We start from the raw sequence: 21,911 nt of genomic DNA, 5'->3' as shown, positions 1-21,911 counted from the left end.
CAAACCTCGTCTACTGCGGCGGCGCGTTGCTCGGGATGATGGCGTCACACCGTACACATGGCCCAACAGACAGGAGTCTATGTCATGACCACAAGACGCTACAAAATCGCCATGATCGGGGCCGGTTCCACCGTCTTCATGAAGAACCTGTTGGGCGACCTGCTGCAGATTCCGCAATTGGCTGACGCCCGGGTCGCGTTGATGGATATCGATGAACAGCGCCTGGCCAGCTCTCGGCTGGTGGCCGGCAAGATCGCCGAGGCGCTCGACGCCTCGCCCGAGATCGAGGCCACCAGCGACCGCCGCCGTGCCCTGGACGGCGCCGATTATGTGGTGGTGATGATCCAGGTGGCCGGCTACAAGCCGGGCACCGTCATCGACTTCGAGGTGCCCAATCGCTTCGGGGTGCGCCAGACCATCGCCGATACCCTGGGAGTGGGCGGGGTGATGCGCGGCCTGCGTACCGCTCCGGTGCTGGTGGATATCGCCCGTGACATGCGGGAACTCTGCCCGAATGCCTTGATGCTGCAGTACGTCAATCCCATGGCGATCAACTGCATGGCGCTGGACCGCCTGGTGCCCGAGGTGCGCAGCGTAGGCCTTTGCCATTCGGTGCAGGGCACGGCCGAGGAGCTGGCCACCGACATCGGGGTACCCGTGGGCGAGATTCGCTACCGCTGCGCCGGCATCAACCACATGGCCTTCTACCTCGGTTTCGAGCGCCTGCGCGCCGACGGCAGCCGGGAGGACCTCTATCCGCGCATCCGCGAGGTGCTGGAACGGGGCGACATGCCAGAGTCCAACCGAGTGCGCTACGAGGTGTTCAAGCACTTCGGTCACTTCGTGACCGAGTCATCCGAGCACTTCGCCGAGTACGTACCCTGGTTCATCAAGTCGCATCGTCCGGAGTTGCTCGAGCGCTTCCATATCCCCCTGGACGAGTACCCGCGACGCTGCGAGGAGCAGCTCGCCAACTGGGCGAGCCAGGAGCGAGAACTGCTCTCGGGCAAAGGCCTGGAAGTCGAACGCAGCCACGAGTACGCCTCGCGCATCGTCGAGGCGGAGATCACCGGTACGCCCACGGTGATCAACGGCAACGTCGCCAACCGCGGGCTGATCACTAACTTGCCCGAATCGGCCTGCGTGGAGGTGCCCTGCCTGGTGGATCACAACGGCATCCAGCCGACGCGGATTGGCGCCTTGCCGGTCCAGCTTGCCGCCATGATGCAGACCAATATCAATGTCCAGCAGCTGACCCTGGAGGCGCTGGCTCAGGGCAAGCGTGATCTGGTGCGACAGGCGATCATGCTTGACCCCCACGCCGCCGCCGAGCTGCCCCTGGATGAGCTTTCGGCACTGGCCGATGCGCTGATCGATGCCCATCGCGGATGGTTGCCTGATCTGGCCTGACCCGGTCATGACGCTCGCCCGCCAAGGGCGGGCGTCATGCCGACTCGGCCCGGTATCGCCACCTTGGTCGGGTTCGGCTTGACGAGATGCTTTGGTAAAGAAACTTAAACGATTAAGATGGCTTTCAAACACACGCCCACTGGAGTCGCCATGACGTCCCTGTCCCCGCCTGCTGCTTCGCACCCGGCCGCCGTTTGCCCGGCACCCGCTCGTCCCGTCCTGCACTTCACGCCACCCGCGGGATGGATGAACGATCCCAACGGCCTGGTGTTCTTCGAGGGCGAGTATCACCTCTTCTACCAGTATTACCCCCATGACCGGGTGTGGGGGCCCATGCACTGGGGCCATGCGGTGAGCCGTGATCTGGTGCACTGGCAGCACCTGGCACCGGCGCTGGCCCCGGACGAGGCGGGCATGTGCTTCTCGGGCAGCGCCATCGTCGATCGGCACGACACCAGCGGCCTGTTCGAGGGGGAGCCGGGGCTACTGGCCTTCTATACTGCACACCGCACCGCGCCGGACGACCCCGAGGTCTATGTCCAGGAGCAGTGCCTGGCCTACAGCCGCGATCGGGGTCGCAGCTGGCACAGGTACGAGGGTAATCCCATCATGGCCAATCCGGGCAGGCGGGACTTCCGCGACCCCAAGGTGATCTGGCACGCCCCCAGCCAGCGCTGGGTGATGGCGCTGGCCTGCGGCCAGGTGATCCAGTTCCATGTCTCCGAGGACCTGCTGAGCTGGCGGCTGGTGAGTACCTTCGGCGAGGACCAGGGCGCGCATACCCGGCACCCCTGGGAGTGTCCCGACCTCTTCGAGCTGCCCGTGGCCGGCAACGGCGAGGACCAGCCGGCGTCGCGCTGGGTGCTGGTGGTGGGCATCGGCGCCAGTGACGACAATCCCTTCGGCTCCTTCACCCAGTACTTCGTCGGTGACTTCGACGGCGAGCGCTTCCACAACGACAATCCCGCCGACCGCGTGCTGATGATGGACGAGGGGCGCGACTTCTATGCCGTCCAGAGCTGGTCGGACCTGCCCGATGCGGATGAGCGGCGACTGGCCATCGCCTGGCTGAACAACTGGCTCTACGCCAACCAGATTCCCGAGGCAGGCTGGCGGGGAGCCATGAGCTACCCACGCGAGCTTTCGCTGGTAGCCACGCCCGGCGGGGTGCGACTCCGGCAGGCCTTTGCCCGGGAGTTGGTGGGCGTACCTGGCGGGGCCGTAACCGCGCTTGCAGGCCCACTCGAGCGAGCCGTAGGGGAATATCGGTTGGTCGAGGCGGATGAGGCGATAACCCGCGGACGACTGCAATTAATACTCGCAGCGGACACTCGCCTTGAACTGGACCTGCAGCAGGGGGGGCAGCAGTGGCTACGGGTGACCCGAGACGACGATGGACTGCATGTCGAGCACCATCGCCGGGGCCGCAACGGGCACGAGGCCTTCGATGTGCACTATCCCCATGACCTGGTGGTCCACCATCAGGTCAGCGACAGTCTGATGCTGGAGTGGTTGGTCGATCATGGGTCGCTGGAAGTGCTGCTCGACGAGGGGCGCGTCTCGCTGACTCATCTCGGCTTTGCCAATCCCCAACAATGCCTGGTGGTGCTGCGAGTGGAGGCCGGAAGCTGTCGCCTCCGGGACTGCATATATCAGCGCTTGACCGAGGGCTGAGCTGACTAGAGCGCTGTATCAGATGTTTCGCAGATCGGCGTGAAGTGGGCACAGACCAAGGGACGATTCAATCAATTACGACCAAGATCTCAATCAACAAGAGCGGATACGCCATGGCCGATCCTACCCTCCGAGCCCTGTCACTGCCAGAATCCGAGACCTCGACCCGTTGCGCGAGTTGTTGCATCTAGGGGGACGAGATCTGATCGCCAAGGTGGTGGAGTCCGGCCTGGCCATCTTCTTGGCCAATATGGCGACACGACCTTGGCGGACGATCTTCAGACGGTGGTACGCAATTGCCATTTGCTGGACGCACCGTGAAAACCGACATTAATGACGCCACCGAAAGAACCCGTAGACCATGCACTGGGGTGGAGCAGAGGTGGGCTGACCACTCAGATCCACATGGTCTGCGATCGGCATGGCAGGCCACTGAGATTTACCGTGTCATCGGGGGAGATTTCGGATACCCCCCACTGCATGCCCACCATGAAAACCTCCACCCTCCCGGGCCCGAGGGACGACCATGTAAGCGTTTCCGATATATCGTGGCAGACAAGGGCTATGACAGTGATCCCCTCTGCCAATACTGCGACAGCCATCGGATGAAGCCGATTATCACCCGGCGGATGATGCGCCGAAGCCACTGCCAGGGGCGCCCAGAGGTTTTGACAAACCGCGCTACTGGGGCAAGGAACGTCATCGAGCGGTGTATCGGACGGAGCAAGGAACTGCGCCTGGCTTCACGCGCCGCGACAAGCTCGACAGCAGATTCCGGGCGATGGTATGCCTGGGCTGAATAGATGACCTTTTTTTGAGTGCGGACTTTTCAGACAGAACCTAGGCTCACGATTCCTCGATTACGCATCCAGCCTACACGCAAAAGGCGCTATGGTGGCGACCGCGGCGGGGAAGATCATTCGATTCGAACCGGGCGAGTGGGCAATCGCTGATTTCGCCGAGCAGGCCAGGTTGCAGGTTGTCTCTCGTGGCGAGCCTCGAGGACTAGAACTGGCCATCTGGTGGCCGATGGGTAACATCAATTAGCGGCAATTATCGGATTTCTGATAAAATATGATAATCCTTTTTCGTCAATGCGTTACACAGGCCACCTGCATTTGACAGGTTCGGCCTGTCTTCACGTATTATCAGGGCGCCCAAAAGCGAACACAAACATTCGTTTTCTTTACCCCATGCTTCAAAGCAGTGGCCGTGCCAGGTCGCGACATGACGCTCCAGAAGCTTTTCGTGTGTGTATGCCCCCAGTTCCTCTGGCCAAGTAGGGCTTTTGGTCGCGTCTTACCAGGGCTGGCCGTGCAGCGAGCGCTTTTCGCGAGTGCATGCCCTCAGTACCCCTGGCCAAGTGGGGGCTTTGGGTCGCGCTTTGCCAGGGCTGGCCGTGTAGCGGGCGCTTTTCGCGAGTGCAAGCCCTCAGTTCCTCTGGCTGGGTGGGGGGCATGGCGCAACCAGTGGTGGCCGTGCCATGGTTTGGGGATGAACAATCGTATAGGGGGGGGCTATGGAGAACAAGGACAAGGCCACCACGGGGCTACAAGTAGCCGTCACGATATTGGGAAAGTGGGGGGCCAGCAGTGAGCAGGGCGTAGCGATACTGCGTGTCTCCCCTGAGACCTATGCGCGTGCCAGACGCCGTGATCCTGAATGGAAGGTCAATCTAGATGAAGACCAGCTAACCCGGATCAGCTACATCCTGAACATCCATGCCGCGCTACGGGTGATCCTCGACAACCCAAAGAACGTGTACGGGTTCATGTCGATGATAAACCACAACGAATATTTCAATGGTCGATCACCGCTGCAAATCATCTCCCAAGGAAACCTGTACTCACTACGCGAGACGTGGCTGCGAGTGACATGGAGCGCCCTGTGATCATAGGTGATATAGGCAGGTTCAATCTGTGAGGGCCGAGGCACTGAAGGCGTTTATGGACGCCTCGAGGCTGGGACAGGCAGACCAGGGACGCGGGAAAATGCTCGCTACCGTTACATGATGCCGAGGGCTTGGCGATGGCGGCAGACAGTCCCCATGGCTTTCTTATGGAGCTTTTCATGAGCTTTCAGGCGCTCAAAACCGCTAACTGCCGGCCCTCCAACGTCTGCAGAACTGATGCAGGACGACCGAGCTGTAGCCTGTTTCCCTGCATGTGGCTTCACTCTCACCGAAGCCTCTGGGGTTGCCATGACGACCTCCAAAGCAAATATCCCGCCTCATTCATCAGGGTGCCGAATGAGGGTGTTGAGCCAAGGGGTTGCTGGTATCGGCCCTCTTCAACGTCGTGCGGCCGCTGGGTAGCCGGTTGATCTATACCCGACAAGCGGGTGATCACCCGAAATGGTTTGCCAAGATCTCGCGTTCTTCGCGGAGCTGCTTGACCTCACGGCGCAGGCGTCGCAGTTCTTCCTGCTCGTCGCTGGTCGGCCCTTCGTGGCGACGCCCCGCATCACAGTCGGCCTGCATCACCCAGTTATGAATGGTCTGAGCGGTGGGTTCGAACTCCTTGGCCAGTTCTTCCGGGGTTCGGCCGGTTCGGACCAGCTCAATGATCTGCTGCCGGAATTCAGCAGGATAAGGGGCTCGGGACTTGGGCATGGTGGACTCCTCCTCCTCAAAGGGTCGGGTGTCCACCAAACCGGGTCAACTTCAATCTTCGTTTTCAGACCGCCCTCATGAATAAGGCGGGCTGATGTCTGACAGCTCTTGGTCGTTAGTTTGGAGTTTGGCCCCCGCTCTTACGCGCCAGGCCAACCCCAGCCTGCACGGCTGACGCCATACTGCTGCCGTGCCCGACTTCGCACCTCGTGCCGCCCCTGGCCTTCGTGATGGCTGACACCTGCATGGCCATGAGTTTTACACCTACCTGAATGACGTCCTGGAGGGGCTCATGACTCACAAGGCCAGCGATCTCCACGAACGCATGCCGCAGTACTGGCAAAAACGCCTAACTATGCGCCAGCGTTGTTCGGTGGACGCTTAAGTTGGTTGCTGGTTGCTGGTTGCTGGTTGCTGGTTGCTGGTTGCTGGTTGCTGGTTGGTTGCTGGTTGGTTGCTGGTTGGTTGCTGGTTGGTTGCTGGTTGGTTGCTGATTGCGAGGAATAGGTGTGGTTAGTGTAAGCAGTGGAAATTCTCAACTCTCTGTTTTTAAAGAATAACCGCGGGGCAGGCGCGGTCCTAAATATTAGCAAAATTGCACTCATAATCCCTTGGTCGCAGGTTCGAGTCCTGCTGGGCCCACCTCGGTCAGCCGTGTTGCAGACCTTTCGTAAGCAATGCCGATCACTCTTCGCGAGTATTCAGTCGCTCCGCTGCCAGTGTTGGGGCAGTAGTTCGTGGCTCTGGCTGTTTGCCTCGACAGCCGAGCCAGCACATTTTTCAGGTAGGCGAGGGCCCATGGCCATTCAGCTTGGCGGACCGGCTCAGGCTGATGTGTTAGCGGCGCGTTGGCCATTGCGAAGCGAATCCGCAAACAGCCAATTCGAGCTGCCCAACGCGTAGGGCCGAATCAGTTTCACCTGAACTGTCCGCCTGATAGGGCGGACAGCGTTCAGATGCATCAGGTCTGTCATGCCTCGGCTCGGCGCCGTCGTTGCCGCCATCGCACGTGTGCCTCCTCGGAGTAGGTGCGGGAGGGGGTGCGCTCCATGCCGGCGCCAGCCGTGCCCAGGCTGACGAGGCGCAGCAGCGAGGCGGTAGCCAGGATCACGATCAGTAGCGCTGGAAAGCCACCGAGATTCGAGAGCATCTTGATGCCATCCACGCCGACGAAACTGGTCATGATCCAGGCCACGGCGCCGATGGTCGTTCCCCAGAGTAGCTTCAACGGCAGTCGGCGGGCGGCGTTCTCGTCCTGGCCGTCGCCGGCCAGGGCGGCCTGACTGTCATTGCTGCACAGCTGGCTGATCGCCTCGGTGTTGGAGTCGGCGGCGGTCACGTAGGACAGGAAGGCGATGCCCAGGAACATCCCGGCGCTGATGCCGCCCAAGGGCAGCTCATCGAGAAGCGCATAGAGCATGGCTCCCGGGCCAGCTTCCTGCAGCAGGCCGTACATGGCGCCGTCGCCGGTCAGATCCAGGTGCAGCATGCTGCCGCTCGTCACCGAGACATAGGCGATGGCGAAGAGCGCCGGGGCCACCAGGTTGATCAGCATGAACTGGCGTACCGTGTAGCCGCGGGAGATTTTTCCGAGGAAGAGTGCCGTGATCGGTGCCCAGGCCATCCAGTTGGCCCAGTAGAAGATACTCCAGCTCTGCGGCCAGTGGTCGTCGGCCAGGGTGCCGGTGAACAGGCTCTTTTCCAGGAATTGTCCGAAGTAGGCGCCGCTCGCTTCGACTCCGTAGCCGAGGATGTCGCGTGTCGGCCCGAACAGGAAGATGAAGGCCATGAAGGCGAAGAAGGCACGGGCGTTCAGGGCGGAGAGCACGGCGATGCCGCGCTGCAGGCCGCTGGCGGCCGAGGCGGTGAACATCGCCACGATGGCCAGGGTCACCACCCCGAGAGCCAGCGGGCCCGTGCCGGTGCCGAGGAAGCGGTCGACGCCGCCGGCCAGCGTCATCACCCCGGTTCCCAGCGATGACGCCATGCCGCAGACCAGCGCGAACAACGCCAGCGCATCCAGCAGCCGGCCCGGCCGGCCGATGAGACGATCGCCCAGGATGGGCGTGAACAAGGAGCCCAGCGAGAAGGGCTTGCCCATGTTGTAGTGGGCGATGGCGAACATCAACGCCGGTACCGTGTAGATGGCGTAGGGCGTGAACGACCAGTGCAGGAACATGGTCGACAGGGAGAATCGGGCCGCATCCAGGCTGTCGGCGGCGATGTCCAGTGATGCAGGGGGCGAGTGCAGGTGATAGAGCGGTTCGGCCGTGGACCAGAACATGATGCCTACTGCCACGGTTGTGCAAAGGGTGATGGAAAACCAGCGCCAGGCCGAAAGGATCGGCTCGGCGGATTCGCCGCCGATGCGGGTACGGCCCAGTGGCGAGAGGAAGACAATCAGGCAGGTCAGCACCATGGCAAGCGAGGTGAGAGAGAACAGCCAGCCGACGTTTTCGAGGATGGCGGAGTTGAGCCTGCCGGTGATCGCCAGGAAGCCTTCCAGGTCGATCAGGCTCGCGCCGACCGCCAGCAACAGCAGAATGAAGGGGGGCCAGAAGACCAGAGGTCGTAGGTGTTGGAACATAGCGATTCCTTTGTTGGGGTGGGGCAAGGCGGGCCGTAGCGGGCTACCTCCATGGCAGCGGCTTCGGAGTGCCGTGCCTGCCCAGGGGGGACGGCAGTCGCAAGCCGGAAGCGACCGGGACGACGGATCACCTCCGACTTGCGTGGCGCGCTACTGCTACTGGTAGGTGGCCTGGGTGGCGCGGGTGGCAGCCAGGCGATCCTCGTCCAGTGTGAGGCCGAGGCCAGGCGCCTCCGACAGGGTCAGCCAGCCGTCGCTATCCGCCAGCAGGGGGGCGGCGAGGGGAAAGTCGCGCTTTTCCGGCGTCCACTCGGGCGGGTCGAAGGGGTACTCCAGGTAGGGCGCCCCCGCTGGCCCGACGGCACCGGCGGTCAGGTGGAGGTTGGCGACCACCCCGATGCCATTGCCCCAGGTGTGTGGCGTGAAGGCCTTGCCGGCGGCGACGATCTCGCGGGCCAGTCGAGCTAGCCCCAGCATGCCCACCGAGCAGACGGCATCGGGCTGATAGACGTCGAGGCAACCCTGGCGCAGCATCTCCCGGAACTCGTAGGGCTCGCGGGTCATCTCGCCGCCGGCGATCCGTAGCTTCGTTTCCTCGGCCAGACGCGCCATGCCGGCGTAGTCACCGCGATACAGCGGCTCCTCCATCCAGTAGACATCCTGGTGCTCGAGTTCCCGGGCCACCTCCAGTGCATGGGCATACTGCCAGGGCGTCTTGACATCCCAGGGCATCCGCCAGCCCTGATTGCAGTCGACCATCAGTTCGAGACGACTTCCGACGGCCTGTCGTACGGCACCCAGCACGGCCAGGTCTTCTTCCAGGTGCGCACGCCCGAAGCGGAGCTTCAAGGCTGGGATGCCTGCATCACGCACCTGTTCGGCCAGGGCCACGACTTCCTCCAGCGGACGATGGGTGCCGCTGGAGGCGTAGGCGCGCAGGCGGTTCGAGACCCCTCCCATCAAACGCCAGACCGGGCTCTCGAGGATCTTTCCGGCGAGATCCCAGAGGGCCACCTCCAGTGGCCAACAGCGGCCAGCATGGAAGCCGATGTTGTCGATGACGCCGGCATGCCGCTCCAGATCCAGCGGATCTTCACCGATGAACAGGTGACGGAAGTCATCGAAGCCGTACATCACGTCGCCTGAGCCGATCCCCTCACGCCCCTCGCTGTCGATCACCCTGACCAGGGTCGCGGGAAATTGCCGGCGCGGCTGGCTATCCCAGGCGGCGGGGAAGGGCGGGTCGAGCTCGAACTGGTGGTGACTGATCTCGATGCGGGCGATGCGGCTCTGTCGGCCGGGGGCCGAGAAGAGCGGGGTGCGCTCGTCGTTCAACAGAGTCGTCATGCGATGGCCCCCTCTTCGGTCGTTGACTGGGCCGCCTGCAGGCGCGCCCGGCGGCGCTGAAAGGTAGCCACGGTGAGCTCGGCCAGGCGTTGCCAGTCGTCGCCCTCGGGGATGCGAGCGGCATTGTTGGCCATCGGGGCGTTCTCCTCGGCCTGCATCACCTCGGCCAGGGCCGAGACTTCCATCTCCAGGGTCGCGAAGGGCGCCAAGGACTGATCGAAGGCGCTGGCATCGGTCAGCTCGGTTACCAGCCCTGGCAATTCGCTTGCCGCACTGCCTGGCATCAAGGCATGAGCGCCGGGAGCGAAGATCGCTTCATGGCCTTCAATCGACCAGGCCAGCGAGGCCTCCGCGGCGATCGCCACGGCGACGCCGTGCGGCAGGTGGTAGAGGCTACCCAGGGCATGGCCGATGTTGTGGGCGATACCGGTTCCGCCATTGTCGATCGCCATGCCAGCCAGACAGGCCGCTTCCTGCAACTGCTGGCGGGCCTCGAGGTTATCCGGGGTGTGGGCCGCCTCCGGAAGGGCCGCGCCGATCAGGCGAATCGCGGCCAGGGCCTGGCTCTCGATCAGACGATTGCGGCTGCGCCCGGTGGTGGCTTCCAGGGCATGCACGAAGGCGTCCAGCCCCGTGGCGGCCGTCAGGGGCGCCGGCACCGAGCGGGTGAGTCGCGGGTCCAGCAATACGGCTTCGGGCAGGAGTTCATCGCCCCACGCCCACAGCTTGCGACCACTGTCATCGGCCAGGATCGAGGTGCGGGTGACCTCACTGCCCGTGCCTGAGGTGGTCGGGATCATCACCGCGGGCGCCTTGCCGACCCAGGACTCTTGGGCCAGCAGGTAATTCTCCATTCGGCCCGGGCTTACGGCCAGCGCCGCCACCAGCTTGGCGATGTCCAGGGCAGTGCCGCCGCCTATGCCCAGTACCAGCGGGGCCTCCAGCTCGCGGACCACCTGCGCCCCCTGATCAACGGTTGCCACCCTGGGCTCGCCGGCGGGGGCGATGAAACGGATGACCTCGGCATCCTGCTCCAGCTCGGCCAGGTACGGGGCCAGCAGGCCGCTAGCCTCGAGGCCGGCATCGGTAATCAGCAGGTAGCGCTCGGCGCCGTGCTGCCGGCGCAATGCCGGCAAGCGTGCCAAGCAGCCTGGTCCGGCGATGACGGGGGCCTGGCGTCCATTCTTATAGTCGTGATGCATGCTTGGCTCCTCAGAATTCGATCCAGGTAGTCTTGAGTTCGGTGTACTTGTCGAAGGCATGCAGGGATTTGTCGCGGCCCTGGCCGGACTGCTTGAAGCCACCGAAGGGGGCGTTGATGGACGAGTGGTCGTAGCAGTTGACCCACACGGTACCGGCCCGTAGTGCCCGGGCAGCGCGGTGGCCGTCACTCAGGTTGTCCGTCCAGATGGCGGCTCCGAGGCCGTAATCGGTGTCGTTGGCGATGGCCAGGGCGTCGTCCAGGTCGTCATAGGTGAGAACCACCAGCACCGGCCCGAAGATCTCCTCGCGGGCTACACGCATGTCGTTGGTGACGTCATCCAGCACCGCCGGGGTGAGGTAGTAGCCCCCGCTCTCGTGGCGAACACGCTCGCCGCCGAAGCGGAGCCGGGCCCCTTCGCGCTGCCCATCGGCCAGATAGCCGCGGACCTTCTCCAGGTGGGACTCCTCGATCATCGCCCCTATCTGGCTGGCAGGGTCGAGGGGATCACCGGGTTGGAGCTTCTCCGCCCAGGCTTCCAGGCGTTCCAGCAGCGCTTCCTTGACCTGGCGGTCGACGATCAGGCGGGTGCCGGCATGGCAAGTCTGCCCTTGGTTGTACCAGACGCCATAGGCGACATACATGGCGATCTTGTCCAGGTCCTCGACGTCCCGGGTGACGATGTGCGGGCTCTTGCCGCCACACTCGAGGCCGATCCGTTTCATGTTGGATTCCGCCGCATAGGCGAGGAAACGCTTGCCGACCTCGGTGGAACCGGTGAAGCCGATGGCGTCCACGTCCATGTGCCGGCCCAGGGCTTCGCCGGCCTCGGCGCCAAGCCCGGTGACCACCTGGAAGGCCCCTTCGGGGATGCCGGCCTTGCGGGCCAGGCTGGCGACCCGCAGGGTGGCCAGGCTGGATTGCTCAGCGGGTTTGAGGATTAGCGAGTTGCCGGCCCCCAGCGCCGGGCCGATCTTCCAGCCGGCGATGATCAGCGGGTAGTTCCAGGGCACCACGGCGGCGACCACGCCCACCGGCTCCCGGTCGATCATGCAGACGCTGGAGGGACCATTCGGGGCGGTCTCACCATAGAGCTTGTCCAGGGCTTCGGCATAGAAGCGCAGTCCGCCGACCAGCCCCGGGACGTCGACGCTGGTGGTCTGGGAGATGGGCTTGCCGGTCTCGAGGGTTTCGAGCAGGGCGATGTCTTGTGCGTGGTCTTCGATCAGGGTGGCCCAGGCCAGCATCCTGGCCTTGCGTTCGACAGGTAGCAACTCGCGCCAGGTACCCGCCGTGAAGGTGGCTCGGGCGATGTCGACGGCGCGATCGACGTCCTCCGCCTGGCAGGCCGCCACTCGGGTCAGCACCTCGCCGGTGGCCGGGTTCTCGGCGGGGAAGGTGGCGCCACTGGCGGCATCGCAGAAGGTCCCGCCCAGGTAGGCCTGGCTCGGCAGTGGCAGTTCAGCGGCATGGCGTTGCCAGTCGCTCAAGGAGCGGTCGCTCATCGTGTCGTTCTCCCTAGGTCGTATTCGGTGCTGCTCAGCCTAGGGGGAGCCCGGAAGCGCAACAAACGATGATTATGCAGCTATGGTATTCTTAAAAGTCATGGCGCATTCTGTGATCAGGGTGTCTGCCCGGGTTTATTATCATTTGTCACGAGTTTTTGTAGGGGTGCTCATGCAACGTTCGCTTCCACCACTCAATGCCCTCAAGGCCTTCGAGGCCGCCGCTCAATGCCAGAGTTTCACCCAGGCCGCGACGCGGCTCTGCGTGACGCAGAGTGCGGTGAGTCGCCAGGTCAAGTTGCTGGAAGAACAGTTGGGGGTGGTGCTGTTCGATCGGAGTGGTGGGCACCTGAAGTTGACGGCGGCCGGGAGTCGCCTGCTGCCGGTCTTGCGTCAGTCCTTCGACAGGATCGCCTGGACGGTCGGAGGACTGAGGGATCAGGAGACGTTGTCACGCCTGAAGTTGAATGTGCCGCCGACCTTCGCCAGCCGCTGGTTGGTGCCGCGGCTGGGTCGACTGAAGTCGTTGCATCCGTCCCTCGAACTGTCCATCACCACGCGCTTCGAGGATGCCCTGCTGGACAACAACGAGCTGGATGGGGTCATCCGGTTCGGTGCTGGCGAGTGGCCGGAAGTCGACGCCGAGCTGCTGATCCAGGAGACCCATGTGGCGGTGTGCGCCCCACACCTCTTGGAGGGGCGCCGGGGGCGCGAGGTCGACCTGACCCGGCATACCCTGCTGCACGTCCTGCGCGACGACTATCGCTTTCACACCTGGGAGCACTGGCTCCAGGCGGCGGGTCTCCAGGGGGTGGATACCTCAGGTGGTATGGCATTCGATGTACTGGAGCTCGCCATTCAGGCGGCCATCAACGGGGTCGGTGTGACGATCGCTGATCGGCACATGATCGCCCGCGAGCTGATGCGCGGTGATCTGGTGCAGTTGCTCGATGTGGAGGTGACCGGTCACCAGTCCTATTGGCTGGTGACCCGCAGCGGACACCAGGAGTCTGCCAACATGGGGCTGTTTCGACGCTGGCTGCGCCAGGAAATCGACGATCCGCCCGCCTAGTACTGGCTCGCAGGCATCACAGGTGACGACCGGCATCGGCCGGCTGCAGCTCGGCGGCGAGCAGGTCGCGTAGCAGGTCGATCAGGTCGTCTCCGGCGGGGTGCTGGCAACTGGGAGAGCGGTGCAGTTCCAGCTGGGCCGGCGGCAGGGGGGGCAGGCCGTCTGTTTCATCCAGGATTCGCCAGTCGGCAGGCAGGGTGCGGCGATCGACAACGGTCACGGCATTGCGTTGGTTGACGGCCATACGCAGTCCGGTGGGGCTCTGGCTGGTGTACTGCAGGGACCAGCGGCGGCCCTGGCGGGTCAGGCTGTCCAGCGCGCGTTGACGGTAGGGGCAGTGATCGGGGAACAGTGCCAAGGGTAGCGCCGCCTTCGGGTCCTGGCGGAAGTCGCGGTGGGCGGCCCATACCAGTGTCTCGGCCCCCAAGGCTTCACCATTGCCGTGGTTGGCGTGGCGCACCGTCAGCGCCAGGTCGAGTTCACCGCCTTCGAGGGCCTCGATAAGCTCGCTGGACATCCGGCAGTGGATATGCGGCCGGACACGCGGGTGTCGCTGGGCGAAACGATCGAGCAAGCGCGGCAACCAGGCCTCCGCGTAGTTTTCGGGCAAGCCGAAGCGAATCACACCCTCTCGGTCGCCGTGTCCCAGCGAGCTGATGGCCTCCCGTTGCAGCTGGAGCAGACGACGAGCGTAGACGAGGAAGGTCTCGCCATCCGGGGTCAGGCTAAGCTGCCGGCTGGTGCGATGCAGCAGCGACACCCCGATCCGCTCCTCCAGGGTGCGGATGCGCTGGCTGATCGTCGACTGCGTCTTGTGCAGCTGGCGCGCTGCCGCCGTGAAACCGCCGTTCTCGACCACCGCCACGAAGGCGCTGAGCAGTTCGGTGTCGAGGATCGGCAGGTTATGGCAATCGGAGTTGTCGATGGAATTCATCGGAACGAATCGTTTCCTCGATGCTTCGGGATTCTCCACTATGCCGCTCATCGCGAGATGAGACCAGCGGCGGCTGGCCGTCTTCGTTCCGTGCGAGAGAGGAGCCCCCCCCCTATGTTGACTGCCATGCAACTGGCCGACGCCGAGCGCCATGACCTGTCCAACCTGGTCGATACCGAGCGTTATCCGCTCGACCGGCCCGATGATCCGACACTGCTGGCGGCGATCGAAGAGGCGCGGGCTGACCTGGACCGGGAAGGCTGTGCGGTCCTGCGCGGTTTCCTGCGCGAAGATCGCCTGACCCAGATGCGCGAGGAGTGCCAGGAGCTGGCGAGCAAGAGTTTCTACAACACTCGGGAGGTCAACGCCTACTTCACTGCCGATGATCCGGCGCTGCCCGAGGGCGATCCGCGTCGTCTGTTCATGACCCGCACCAGTGGCTTCGTTACCCGAGATATGATCACAGCAGACCGCATCATGCAGCGGCTGTATGTCTCGCCGGCGATGAAGTCCCTGGTGGCACGCTGTCTGGGTGAAGATCAGGTCTACGAGTATGCCGATCCCTACGCCGGGCTGGTGCTGAACGTCCTGCCCGAGGGCACTGAGCAACCCTGGCACTACGACACCAACGAATTCATCGTCACCATGATGACTCAGGCCCCGGAAGAGGGCGGGGTCTTCGAGTACTGCCCGGACATTCGCACCCCCCAGGACGAGAACTACGCCGGAGTCGGGGCCGTGATCCGTGACGAGGACCGCGACCGCGTTCGTCGTCTCAACCTTCGGCCCGGCGATCTCCAACTGTTCAAGGGCCGCTTCAGTTTACATCGCGTGACACGTGTCGAGGGAGCTACGCCCCGGCTTACGGCGATCTTTGCCTACTCCCAGTCGCCGGGAGTGGTCGGCCGCCTGGAACGCACTCGCCAGCTGTATGGACGGGTATCGGAGTTGCATATCCAGGCCGAGCAAGACCGGGCTGAGCGTGCCGATGGCCTGCTCGATTGAGCCCCACTCCGCCAATGGACCGACACGGAGAATTGATGATGAAAATGGATCTGGAAGCTCTGGGCATCCTCGCCCCGACCCATCGCCCCGAGGATTGCGAACCGACCCAGGCGGAGATCACACAAATTTTATGTGATCGCCTGGCGCGGGTGCGACAGCAACTCAAGGCTCGTGACATCTCCGCCGCTGTGCTGTTCGATCCGGCTCACGTGCGTTATGCCACCGGCTCTCGCAACATGCAGGTCTACAGCTCCCGAAACCCGGCGCGCTATGCCTTCGTGCCGGCGGAAGGGCCGGTAGTGCTGTTCGAGTTTTCTGGTTGTGAGCACCTCGCTTCACACCTGCCGACCATCGATGAGATTCGACCGGCCAAGGCCATTTCGTACTACTTCAACGAGCGTAATACGCATGCGGTGACGAAGGCCTGGGCCGACGAGATCGATGATCTGATCTGGCGGCAATGCGGTGGTGGCGGCAAGGTGGCATTGGAGAGCGCCACCCCCCAGGCAGCCTTTGCCCTGACGGAGCGCGGCTATCGGGTCCTGGATGCCCAGGAGCCCCTCGAGCAGGCGCGGGCCTACAAGGTCCCCAACGAGATCAAGATGATTCGCTCCTCGCTTCGCGCGGTCGAAGATGGCGTGCGACAGCTGGAGGCGGCCATTCGCCCCGGGGTGACCGAGAATGAGGTCTGGTCGAAGCTCCATCAGCACATCATTGCCACCGATGCGGACTTCGTCGAGACGCGGCTGATGAACTCGGGGCCCAGGACCAATCCCTGGTTCCAGGAATGTTCCGACCGGCGTATTCAGGCAGGTGAGCTTGTAGCCCTGGACACCGACGTGGTGGGGCGATACGGCTACTATGCCGACTTTTCGCGGACCCTCCTGTGCGGTTGGGAGGAGCCGACTCGGGCTCAGAAGGACCTGTATCGCATGGCCTACGACCAGATCCAGACCAACATGGCCAACCTCAAACCGGGCGTGAGTTTCAAGGAATACGCCGAGCGAGCCTGGGAGATTCCGCCCGCGTACAAGGCGCGTCGTTACTTTGCCCTGGCCCATGGGGTGGGCATGAACGGGGAATATCCCTACATCGTGCACCGCGAGGATATCGACGATAAGGGCTACGACGGGATCATCTCGCCGAACATGACGTTGTGTGTTGAGAGCTTCATCGGCCATGAAGCGGGCGGTGAAGGAGTGAAGCTGGAAGAGCAGCTCTACGTTCGGGAAGACGGCCAGGTGGAGCTGTTATCCGACTACCCCTTCGATGCACGTCTGTTGGAGTAGGACCCAGGTGCCCCGGCTCCCTGCCCGGCGTAGAGAGGCTCATTCATTTTTCTCATCAAGGGCATGAGAAATTGGCGACATTATCGCCGAAATCCCATGGTAGGCTGTGTTTTATGAATGATTCCGACCACCACATCAGGAGGATGATGATGAAGAAGACTTCCTTGACCCTGCTGGCACTGGGGGTGATGGCCTCGGGAGGTGCGGCGCAGGCGAGCGACAAGTCACTGGTCATCGGCACCAACAACTGGGCCGAGAACATCGCCGTGGCTAACATGTGGAAGATTCTCCTGGAGGAGGATCATGCCTATGACGTCGAATTGTCCGATGTCGGCAAGAGCGTGCTCTATAGTGGCCTCGCCAATGGCGACTTCGACCTGTCGCTGGAGATCTGGCTGCCGACCACCGATGCACCCTTCCTGGAGCCCCATCGCGACAGCATCGATGTGCACGACGTCTGGTACGAGGGGACCGGCCTTGGCCTCGTGGTGCCGAGTTATGCCGAGATCGACAGCATCCCCGAGCTCGCGGCGCAGGCCGATCGGTACCAGTATCAGGGACGGTCGGCGATCCTCGGCATTGATCCAGGTTCGGCGATCGCCAGCCTGACCGAGAAGGCGATCGAGGCCTATGAGCTGCCCATGAATCAGATCAACAGCTCCGGGCCGGCGATGATGGCGGCGCTGGACAGTGCCTACCGGAGTGGTGAGCCTTTGGTCGTCACCCTCTGGAGCCCTCACTGGGCCTTCGCCGAGTACGACCTCAAGTACCTCGAGGACCCTCAGGGTGTCTATGGTGACAACGAGGACATTTACTGGATGGCGCGTCCCGACTTGGATGCGGATGACCCCTGGCTGACCTCTCTGCTCAACGCCTGGAAGATGGACGACGACAGCCTGGGCAGCCTGATGGCCCGCATCGAGGAGGTCGGTGATCCCGCCGAGGGTGCGCGAGGTTGGATCCACGATAACCGTGACTTGATTGACAGCTGGTACGTGGCGGCCGCGGACTAAATCAGGCCTTACCGGATGGGGCTTGGGTCATCGACCGCCCCCCTAACGACCTATCTCTGGCCGCTTGTCCGGCCAATTTTAAAGGTGTGCGCCAGGCATGGCGCGCAGCGCCTGACTGGCGCTGTTCCGGGGGCTCGGGGTGACTTGGGGGTGAAAGTCCCCTGCCCGCCCGGCAAGGGGAAGTGCTAGCCGACGGCAAGGGTGTCTTCCGCGAGGGGGCCAACGCAGCTCGAGGCAAAACGCTGGCCTGACGAACAGGACGCGGATACGAGGCGGTATGGCGGGGTGAGATGGCGCCAATCATCGAAGCCCGATACTTGCACGGAATGCCATGACGTAAATCCGACAGGCATAAGCAATGGGATGGAGTCCTCTTCACCCTACAGCGGCGTTGTTGCGCCACACTGGCGGCTCGGGGCGCTGCCTGCCGCTGTGGGGGAATACACTGGTGGTGGACCATACCACTCTGGAGGGGCCTTTCCGTGGCGGGCGCCCGCCACTTCTTGATGTCGAGGAGGTCTGATTTCACGAGCCGTCCGCCTGGAACGCATCGACACGGACCTCTGGCGCGGTCGAGCTCCGCCTGGGCAAAATACGCGGCCGCCTTGCTCAGGATCTCGTTGGCCTGTTTCAACTCCCGGTTCTCGCGCTCCAGCGCCTTGATCCGCTCACGTTCTGACGTCGTGGTGCCTCCACGACGACCCGCATCACGCTCGGCCTGCCGGGCTCAGCTCCGCTGAGTTTCTAGCGTACAGCCGATCTTGGGGGCAATGGCGCCCATGGCCGCCCACAGGGAGAGATAGTCGGCCTCGTGGTCGAAGACCATGCGGACTGCCCGCTGAAGTACCTCAGGGAAACACCGGTTTGTTGTGTTCATGACTCCATCCTCTCAAGATTTGGAAACTTCGGGAATTCCGGGCCAGTTCACGGCCTTCTTCCGCACGCGCAATGCCAAGGGGGAAGCGAACTATCTGCAGAATCGCATGGCGTGCCAGATTGATCTTGCCCAGCAACAGTAGACACACCCTGGGGCGCTTTGCCCGTTCCGAAATGAGCGCTCATGCATCGTTCAGAGCGGTCGATATGGCCAGGAGACTGAAGCGATTGGGCAGCTTGGTTGCGGTTTGGTTGCTTATTGCGAGTAAACGGCGTGGTGGGTGTAAATGGTGGAACGCTTCATCTGATTGATTTTTAAGTTTAATCGCATTGCGGGCGCGTTCCCCAAGGCTACTTGGTTGCACTCATAATCCTTTGGTTTCCGGTTCAAGTCCTGCTGGGCCCACCAGATCTACTGCTTCCTCTCGAATTCCTCCCCGAGCGACTCATTGCCTTTGCTGTTCACACTGTCGCTCCCCGAGACACCAGAGCCGATTCGCTGGCCGCTCTTGCACCGTCCATAGGCAAGCGGGCTCGAATGAGTGAGTGCTTGAATTCCTGACATCGCTGCGCGACGTTGGTGGCGTGCTCGCCTCCGCCGGGGTTGGGAGGTGGGTCCCCGAAGCTCGTGGGGGCTCGGGAGGGAGCGGGCGTTGCGGCAAGGCTGCCGCTCTCGGAAGGCTCCCCTTCGGGATCACGTTCAACCGCAGCGATGGGGCTAGGCAATGTCGGTACCGCTTCACGACGCTCCCGATTGGCTGTACCTGCTTCGGGAGTATGATGCCCTCTACCGCCACGGTTCGGCAGGGGGCAGCAAGGTGATTCGCTCCCACCGACGCCGTGTCCGGGAAGCCTTGTCCGCGATCATCGAGGCCAACTCGCCCGTCGAGGCGAGAAAGCCTGCCCGCTTGCCCGTCGTCGCGCACCTCGGCAGGGCCCTGGACCTGGCAAGAAGGGGATCGCTGGATAGCATGGGGCGTTCCCTGGAGCGCGTGGCGCCGCTGCTGACCTGGGAGCTGGGGTATTCGAAGATTTCCCGGACGCTCGGGAATAAATACGCCTATGCCGAGATCCTGGGACCCCGCGGTCCCGTCCAGGCGAGCGATCTCATCCTGCTGTTTGCGCCCAATACGACCTATCCGCAGCACAGCCATGCGGGCATCGAGGAGAGCTATATCTCCATCGCGGGTGCCTGGTCGGAGAACGACAATGCCGTTTACGCCCCGGGCTCGCTGGTGCTGAATCGTCCCGGCGACGAGCATCGCATCACCACGGGCCAGTTGGCCCCCTGCCTGCTGGCCTATGCGTGGATTGGCCCGCGCGAGCGGCTATGGGAGCCCGGGATGACGTTCACCGTGACGGCCCGCCAGTCTCGACCGCGATCCCGCTGATCCCCATCGCCCCGAGGCGCCGGCGATGCGCTGGCCCTGGCTTTCACCGCCAGCGTTTATCAGCGGCCCGTTGTCCTGGCCGAGAGGAAGCCCGGGGGGGGGGGGGCCATCGCCGATGGCCCCTTGCCGCCCGTGGTGCGCGGGCAGGCTAGGGTAATGGGGTGCCAGGCACATGGCGCCTTCTGGCGCGCGACCAACGTCCATCCTTCGGGATCGGTCTGTGCCCTGTCCACGGTCCAGACGGCATGCGAGAGACACTTCACATCCCGAGCCCCGCCAGCATCACCACCGCGCCGTAGGCCGCCACGCCGGCGACCACCGGCCAGCCGAGCGAGCGCCGCCGGTACCAGACGGCCAGGGTCGCCAGCACGCCGATCAGCGTGGCCAGCCAGGAGGTGGCGTCGGGATCGCGCGGCACCAGGGAGACGCCGAGCACGGCGGCAACCATCAAGGGCCCGAGTATGCCGAGCCACTGGGGCATGGCGTCGGCACCCGGTTCGCCGTCGAGTTTCCTGAGCCGCCGCTGCATCCACAGCAGCGGCACCAGGCGCAGCAGCAGGGTGCCGAGGGCCGCGGCCAGCACGGCCAGCCAGAGTGCACTACTCATCGCGGGACTCCTTTGCTGCCGACATCGAACTTCACCAGATAGAAGCACAGGGCTCCGCAGGCGGCCGCCAGGGGGATGCCGAGGTTGGTGAAGCCGGCCAGGGTACCGAGCATGGCCAGGCCGATGCTGACCCCCAGCGCCAGGCTCCAGCGCCGGCCGGTCAAGCGCGGCATCACCAGCACCAGGAACAGGGCCGGGAGGGCGAAGGGCAGGATCTCGCCGAGCAGCGGCCACTGAGCCATCAGCCAGTCGCCGGCGATAGCCCCCAGGGCCGTGCCGGCGACCCAGCTCGCCCAGGCCAGCAGCGCCGCGCCGGTGAACCAGCCAAGCCGTGCCGCCTCGGGAAGCTGCGGCAGGCGATGGTGGGCCAGGGCAAAGACCTGATCGGTCAGCGTGTGCATCAGCCAGGGCCACCAGCGGCTGGCGGTCAGCCAGGGCGCCAGGTTGGGGGCATAGACCACGTGGCGCAGGTTGATCAGCAGCGTCATGACGACCACCAGCCACAGGGGCGCGCCGCCGGCGATCATGCCGACGAACAGGAACTGAGAGGCGCCGGCGTAGAACAGCGTGGAGATGATGACTGCCTCCCAGGTGCTGAAGCCCGCCTGGATGGCGACCAGTCCGAAGGAGATCGCCACCGGCACGTAGCCGCCCAGCAGGGGGATGGCCTCGCGGATGCCCGTCAGCCAGGGGCGAGGCAGCGATGAGGTGGCCTGCAGGGTCATGAGGTGGGGCCTCCCTCGGCGTAGACGACGCTGAGCAGCAGCGTCGCCCAGCTCTCCCCGGTGCGGTAGAGGTGGGGGCGGTCGGCCGGGAAGCCGTGGGTATCGCCGGCGCTCAGGTGTCGCGTCTCGCCCTCCGGGCCCGCCTCCAGCTGACCCTCGATGAGGGTCAGCGATTCCCGGGCGCCCGGCGTGTGCGCCTCGGCATGGCGGGTGGTGTGGGGAGCGCAGCGCATCCAGTAGGCATCCACCTGGGGACTGTCCTGGCCCTGGTCGAGCAGCCGCACCTGCACGCCTTCCTCGCCCAGGGGCACGCTGATAGGTGCCACCAGGGTGCCGAAGGGCACGTCCAGCTGCACTGCCAGCCGCCAGATGGTGTCCAGCGTCGGGTTGCCGTTGCCCTGCTCGAGGCGCGAGAGATTCGACTTGGCGATGCCGGCGGCAGCCGCCAGCTGCGACAGCGATAGCCCCTTCTCCAGCCGCAGCCGCTGCAGGTGCTGGCCGAGGGTGCCGAGCGAGAGCCGGTCCATATGAAGCGCTCCATGCCTTGCGAGGCGAAGTGTGTTCGTTATATGGAACGTTCTATAAAAGGAACAAGGAGCTGTCAAGGTGGGCCAGCCGCCCTGGACCATGTGGCGGTCGCTCCATCGCCCAGCGGCACGGGTGC

17 protein-coding genes and 2 pseudogenes are annotated in these 21,911 nt (G+C 63.8%); 8 read left to right on the top strand and 11 right to left on the bottom strand.

What is annotated here, in order from left to right; translation table 11 throughout:
• Window positions 1-84 precede the first annotated feature (84 nt).
• From melA to EKG36_RS11765, 3 genes are all read left to right on the top strand, one after another.
• Window positions 85-1,410: an alpha-glucosidase/alpha-galactosidase gene (melA, locus tag EKG36_RS11775; RefSeq protein WP_126484296.1), complete on the top strand. Its 1,326-nt coding sequence runs from the start codon at window positions 85-87 to the stop codon at window positions 1,408-1,410.
• A 150-nt stretch (window positions 1,411-1,560) separates the two neighbouring features.
• Entirely contained in the window at window positions 1,561-3,084 is a 1,524-nt protein-coding gene (locus EKG36_RS11770) for a glycoside hydrolase family 32 protein (RefSeq protein WP_126484294.1), read from the top strand.
• 1,519 nt (window positions 3,085-4,603) lie between these two features.
• Window positions 4,604-4,975 (top strand): hypothetical protein, encoded by a 372-nt coding sequence (locus EKG36_RS11765; protein WP_126484292.1) that lies wholly within the window; start codon window positions 4,604-4,606, stop codon window positions 4,973-4,975.
• Window positions 4,976-5,428: 453 nt separating this feature from the next.
• Here the strand turns inward: EKG36_RS11765 and EKG36_RS11760 are convergent, their stop codons facing one another.
• From EKG36_RS11760 to EKG36_RS11735, 6 genes and pseudogenes are all read right to left on the bottom strand, one after another.
• Window positions 5,429-5,695: a transposase gene (locus EKG36_RS11760; RefSeq protein WP_126484290.1), complete on the bottom strand. Its 267-nt coding sequence runs from the start codon at window positions 5,693-5,695 to the stop codon at window positions 5,429-5,431.
• Window positions 5,696-6,440: 745 nt separating this feature from the next.
• Window positions 6,441-6,609 (bottom strand): annotated as a pseudogene (locus tag EKG36_RS11755) (IS66 family transposase); the annotation flags it as partial.
• Window positions 6,610-6,665: 56 nt separating this feature from the next.
• On the bottom strand, window positions 6,666-8,282 hold the full coding sequence (locus EKG36_RS11750) for a BCCT family transporter (protein WP_126484288.1): 1,617 nt from the start codon (window positions 8,280-8,282) through the stop codon (window positions 6,666-6,668).
• A 156-nt stretch (window positions 8,283-8,438) separates the two neighbouring features.
• A complete protein-coding gene (locus EKG36_RS11745) occupies window positions 8,439-9,629 on the bottom strand; it encodes a mandelate racemase/muconate lactonizing enzyme family protein (protein WP_126484286.1) in 1,191 nt (396 codons plus the stop codon).
• On the bottom strand, window positions 9,626-10,831 hold the full coding sequence (locus EKG36_RS11740) for an iron-containing alcohol dehydrogenase (RefSeq protein ID WP_126484284.1): 1,206 nt from the start codon (window positions 10,829-10,831) through the stop codon (window positions 9,626-9,628). Before EKG36_RS11740 ends, EKG36_RS11745 begins: the two co-directional genes overlap by 4 nt.
• Window positions 10,832-10,841: 10 nt before the next feature.
• The gene (locus tag EKG36_RS11735; protein WP_126484282.1) at window positions 10,842-12,335 is read right to left on the bottom strand and encodes an aldehyde dehydrogenase; all 1,494 of its coding nucleotides are present in this window, start codon (window positions 12,333-12,335) and stop codon (window positions 10,842-10,844) included.
• A 172-nt stretch (window positions 12,336-12,507) separates the two neighbouring features.
• Here EKG36_RS11735 and EKG36_RS11730 point away from each other — a divergent pair, with 172 nt between their 5' ends.
• Complete coding sequence (locus tag EKG36_RS11730; protein WP_126484280.1) at window positions 12,508-13,407, top strand: LysR substrate-binding domain-containing protein; 900 nt, start codon at window positions 12,508-12,510, stop codon at window positions 13,405-13,407.
• Between the two features lie 16 nt (window positions 13,408-13,423).
• Here the strand turns inward: EKG36_RS11730 and EKG36_RS11725 are convergent, their stop codons facing one another.
• On the bottom strand, window positions 13,424-14,341 hold the full coding sequence (locus EKG36_RS11725) for a LysR substrate-binding domain-containing protein (RefSeq protein WP_126484278.1): 918 nt from the start codon (window positions 14,339-14,341) through the stop codon (window positions 13,424-13,426).
• 114 nt (window positions 14,342-14,455) lie between these two features.
• Here EKG36_RS11725 and EKG36_RS11720 point away from each other — a divergent pair, with 114 nt between their 5' ends.
• The 3 genes from EKG36_RS11720 (at window position 14,456) to EKG36_RS11710 (ending at window position 17,648) form a co-directional block, all read left to right on the top strand.
• Entirely contained in the window at window positions 14,456-15,346 is an 891-nt protein-coding gene (locus EKG36_RS11720) for a HalD/BesD family halogenase (protein WP_126484276.1), read from the top strand.
• Between the two features lie 38 nt (window positions 15,347-15,384).
• A complete protein-coding gene (locus tag EKG36_RS11715) occupies window positions 15,385-16,635 on the top strand; it encodes a M24 family metallopeptidase (RefSeq protein WP_126484274.1) in 1,251 nt (416 codons plus the stop codon).
• Window positions 16,636-16,784: 149 nt separating this feature from the next.
• Entirely contained in the window at window positions 16,785-17,648 is an 864-nt protein-coding gene (locus EKG36_RS11710) for a glycine betaine ABC transporter substrate-binding protein (RefSeq protein WP_126484272.1), read from the top strand.
• 569 nt (window positions 17,649-18,217) lie between these two features.
• On the opposite strand, the pseudogene EKG36_RS11705 reads toward EKG36_RS11710, so the two are convergent.
• A pseudogene (locus EKG36_RS11705) lies at window positions 18,218-18,525 on the bottom strand (transposase); the annotation flags it as partial.
• 724 nt (window positions 18,526-19,249) lie between these two features.
• Here EKG36_RS11705 and EKG36_RS11700 point away from each other — a divergent pair.
• Window positions 19,250-19,915 (top strand): dimethylsulfonioproprionate lyase family protein, encoded by a 666-nt coding sequence (locus EKG36_RS11700; RefSeq protein ID WP_126484270.1) that lies wholly within the window; start codon window positions 19,250-19,252, stop codon window positions 19,913-19,915.
• Between the two features lie 259 nt (window positions 19,916-20,174).
• Here the strand turns inward: EKG36_RS11700 and EKG36_RS11695 are convergent, their stop codons facing one another.
• From EKG36_RS11695 to EKG36_RS11685, 3 genes are read right to left on the bottom strand one after another with little or no spacing between them, the layout of a single operon-like run.
• Window positions 20,175-20,522: an AzlD domain-containing protein gene (locus EKG36_RS11695; protein WP_126484268.1), complete on the bottom strand. Its 348-nt coding sequence runs from the start codon at window positions 20,520-20,522 to the stop codon at window positions 20,175-20,177.
• A complete protein-coding gene (locus tag EKG36_RS11690) occupies window positions 20,519-21,247 on the bottom strand; it encodes an AzlC family ABC transporter permease (protein ID WP_126484266.1) in 729 nt (242 codons plus the stop codon). The genes EKG36_RS11695 and EKG36_RS11690 overlap by 4 nt, the downstream gene beginning before the upstream one ends.
• Window positions 21,244-21,774, bottom strand: a complete 531-nt coding sequence (locus EKG36_RS11685; protein WP_126484264.1) for a helix-turn-helix domain-containing protein — start codon at window positions 21,772-21,774, stop codon at window positions 21,244-21,246. Before EKG36_RS11685 ends, EKG36_RS11690 begins: the two co-directional genes overlap by 4 nt.
• Between the last annotated feature and the right edge of the window lie 137 nt (window positions 21,775-21,911).

Origin of the sequence: Halomonas nitroreducens, from assembly GCF_003966155.1 — a bacterium.
Classification (GTDB): domain Bacteria; phylum Pseudomonadota; class Gammaproteobacteria; order Pseudomonadales; family Halomonadaceae; genus Halomonas; species Halomonas nitroreducens.
Note: the sequence above shows the minus strand (reverse complement) of the source record. Positions and strands in the feature narration are given on the sequence as shown.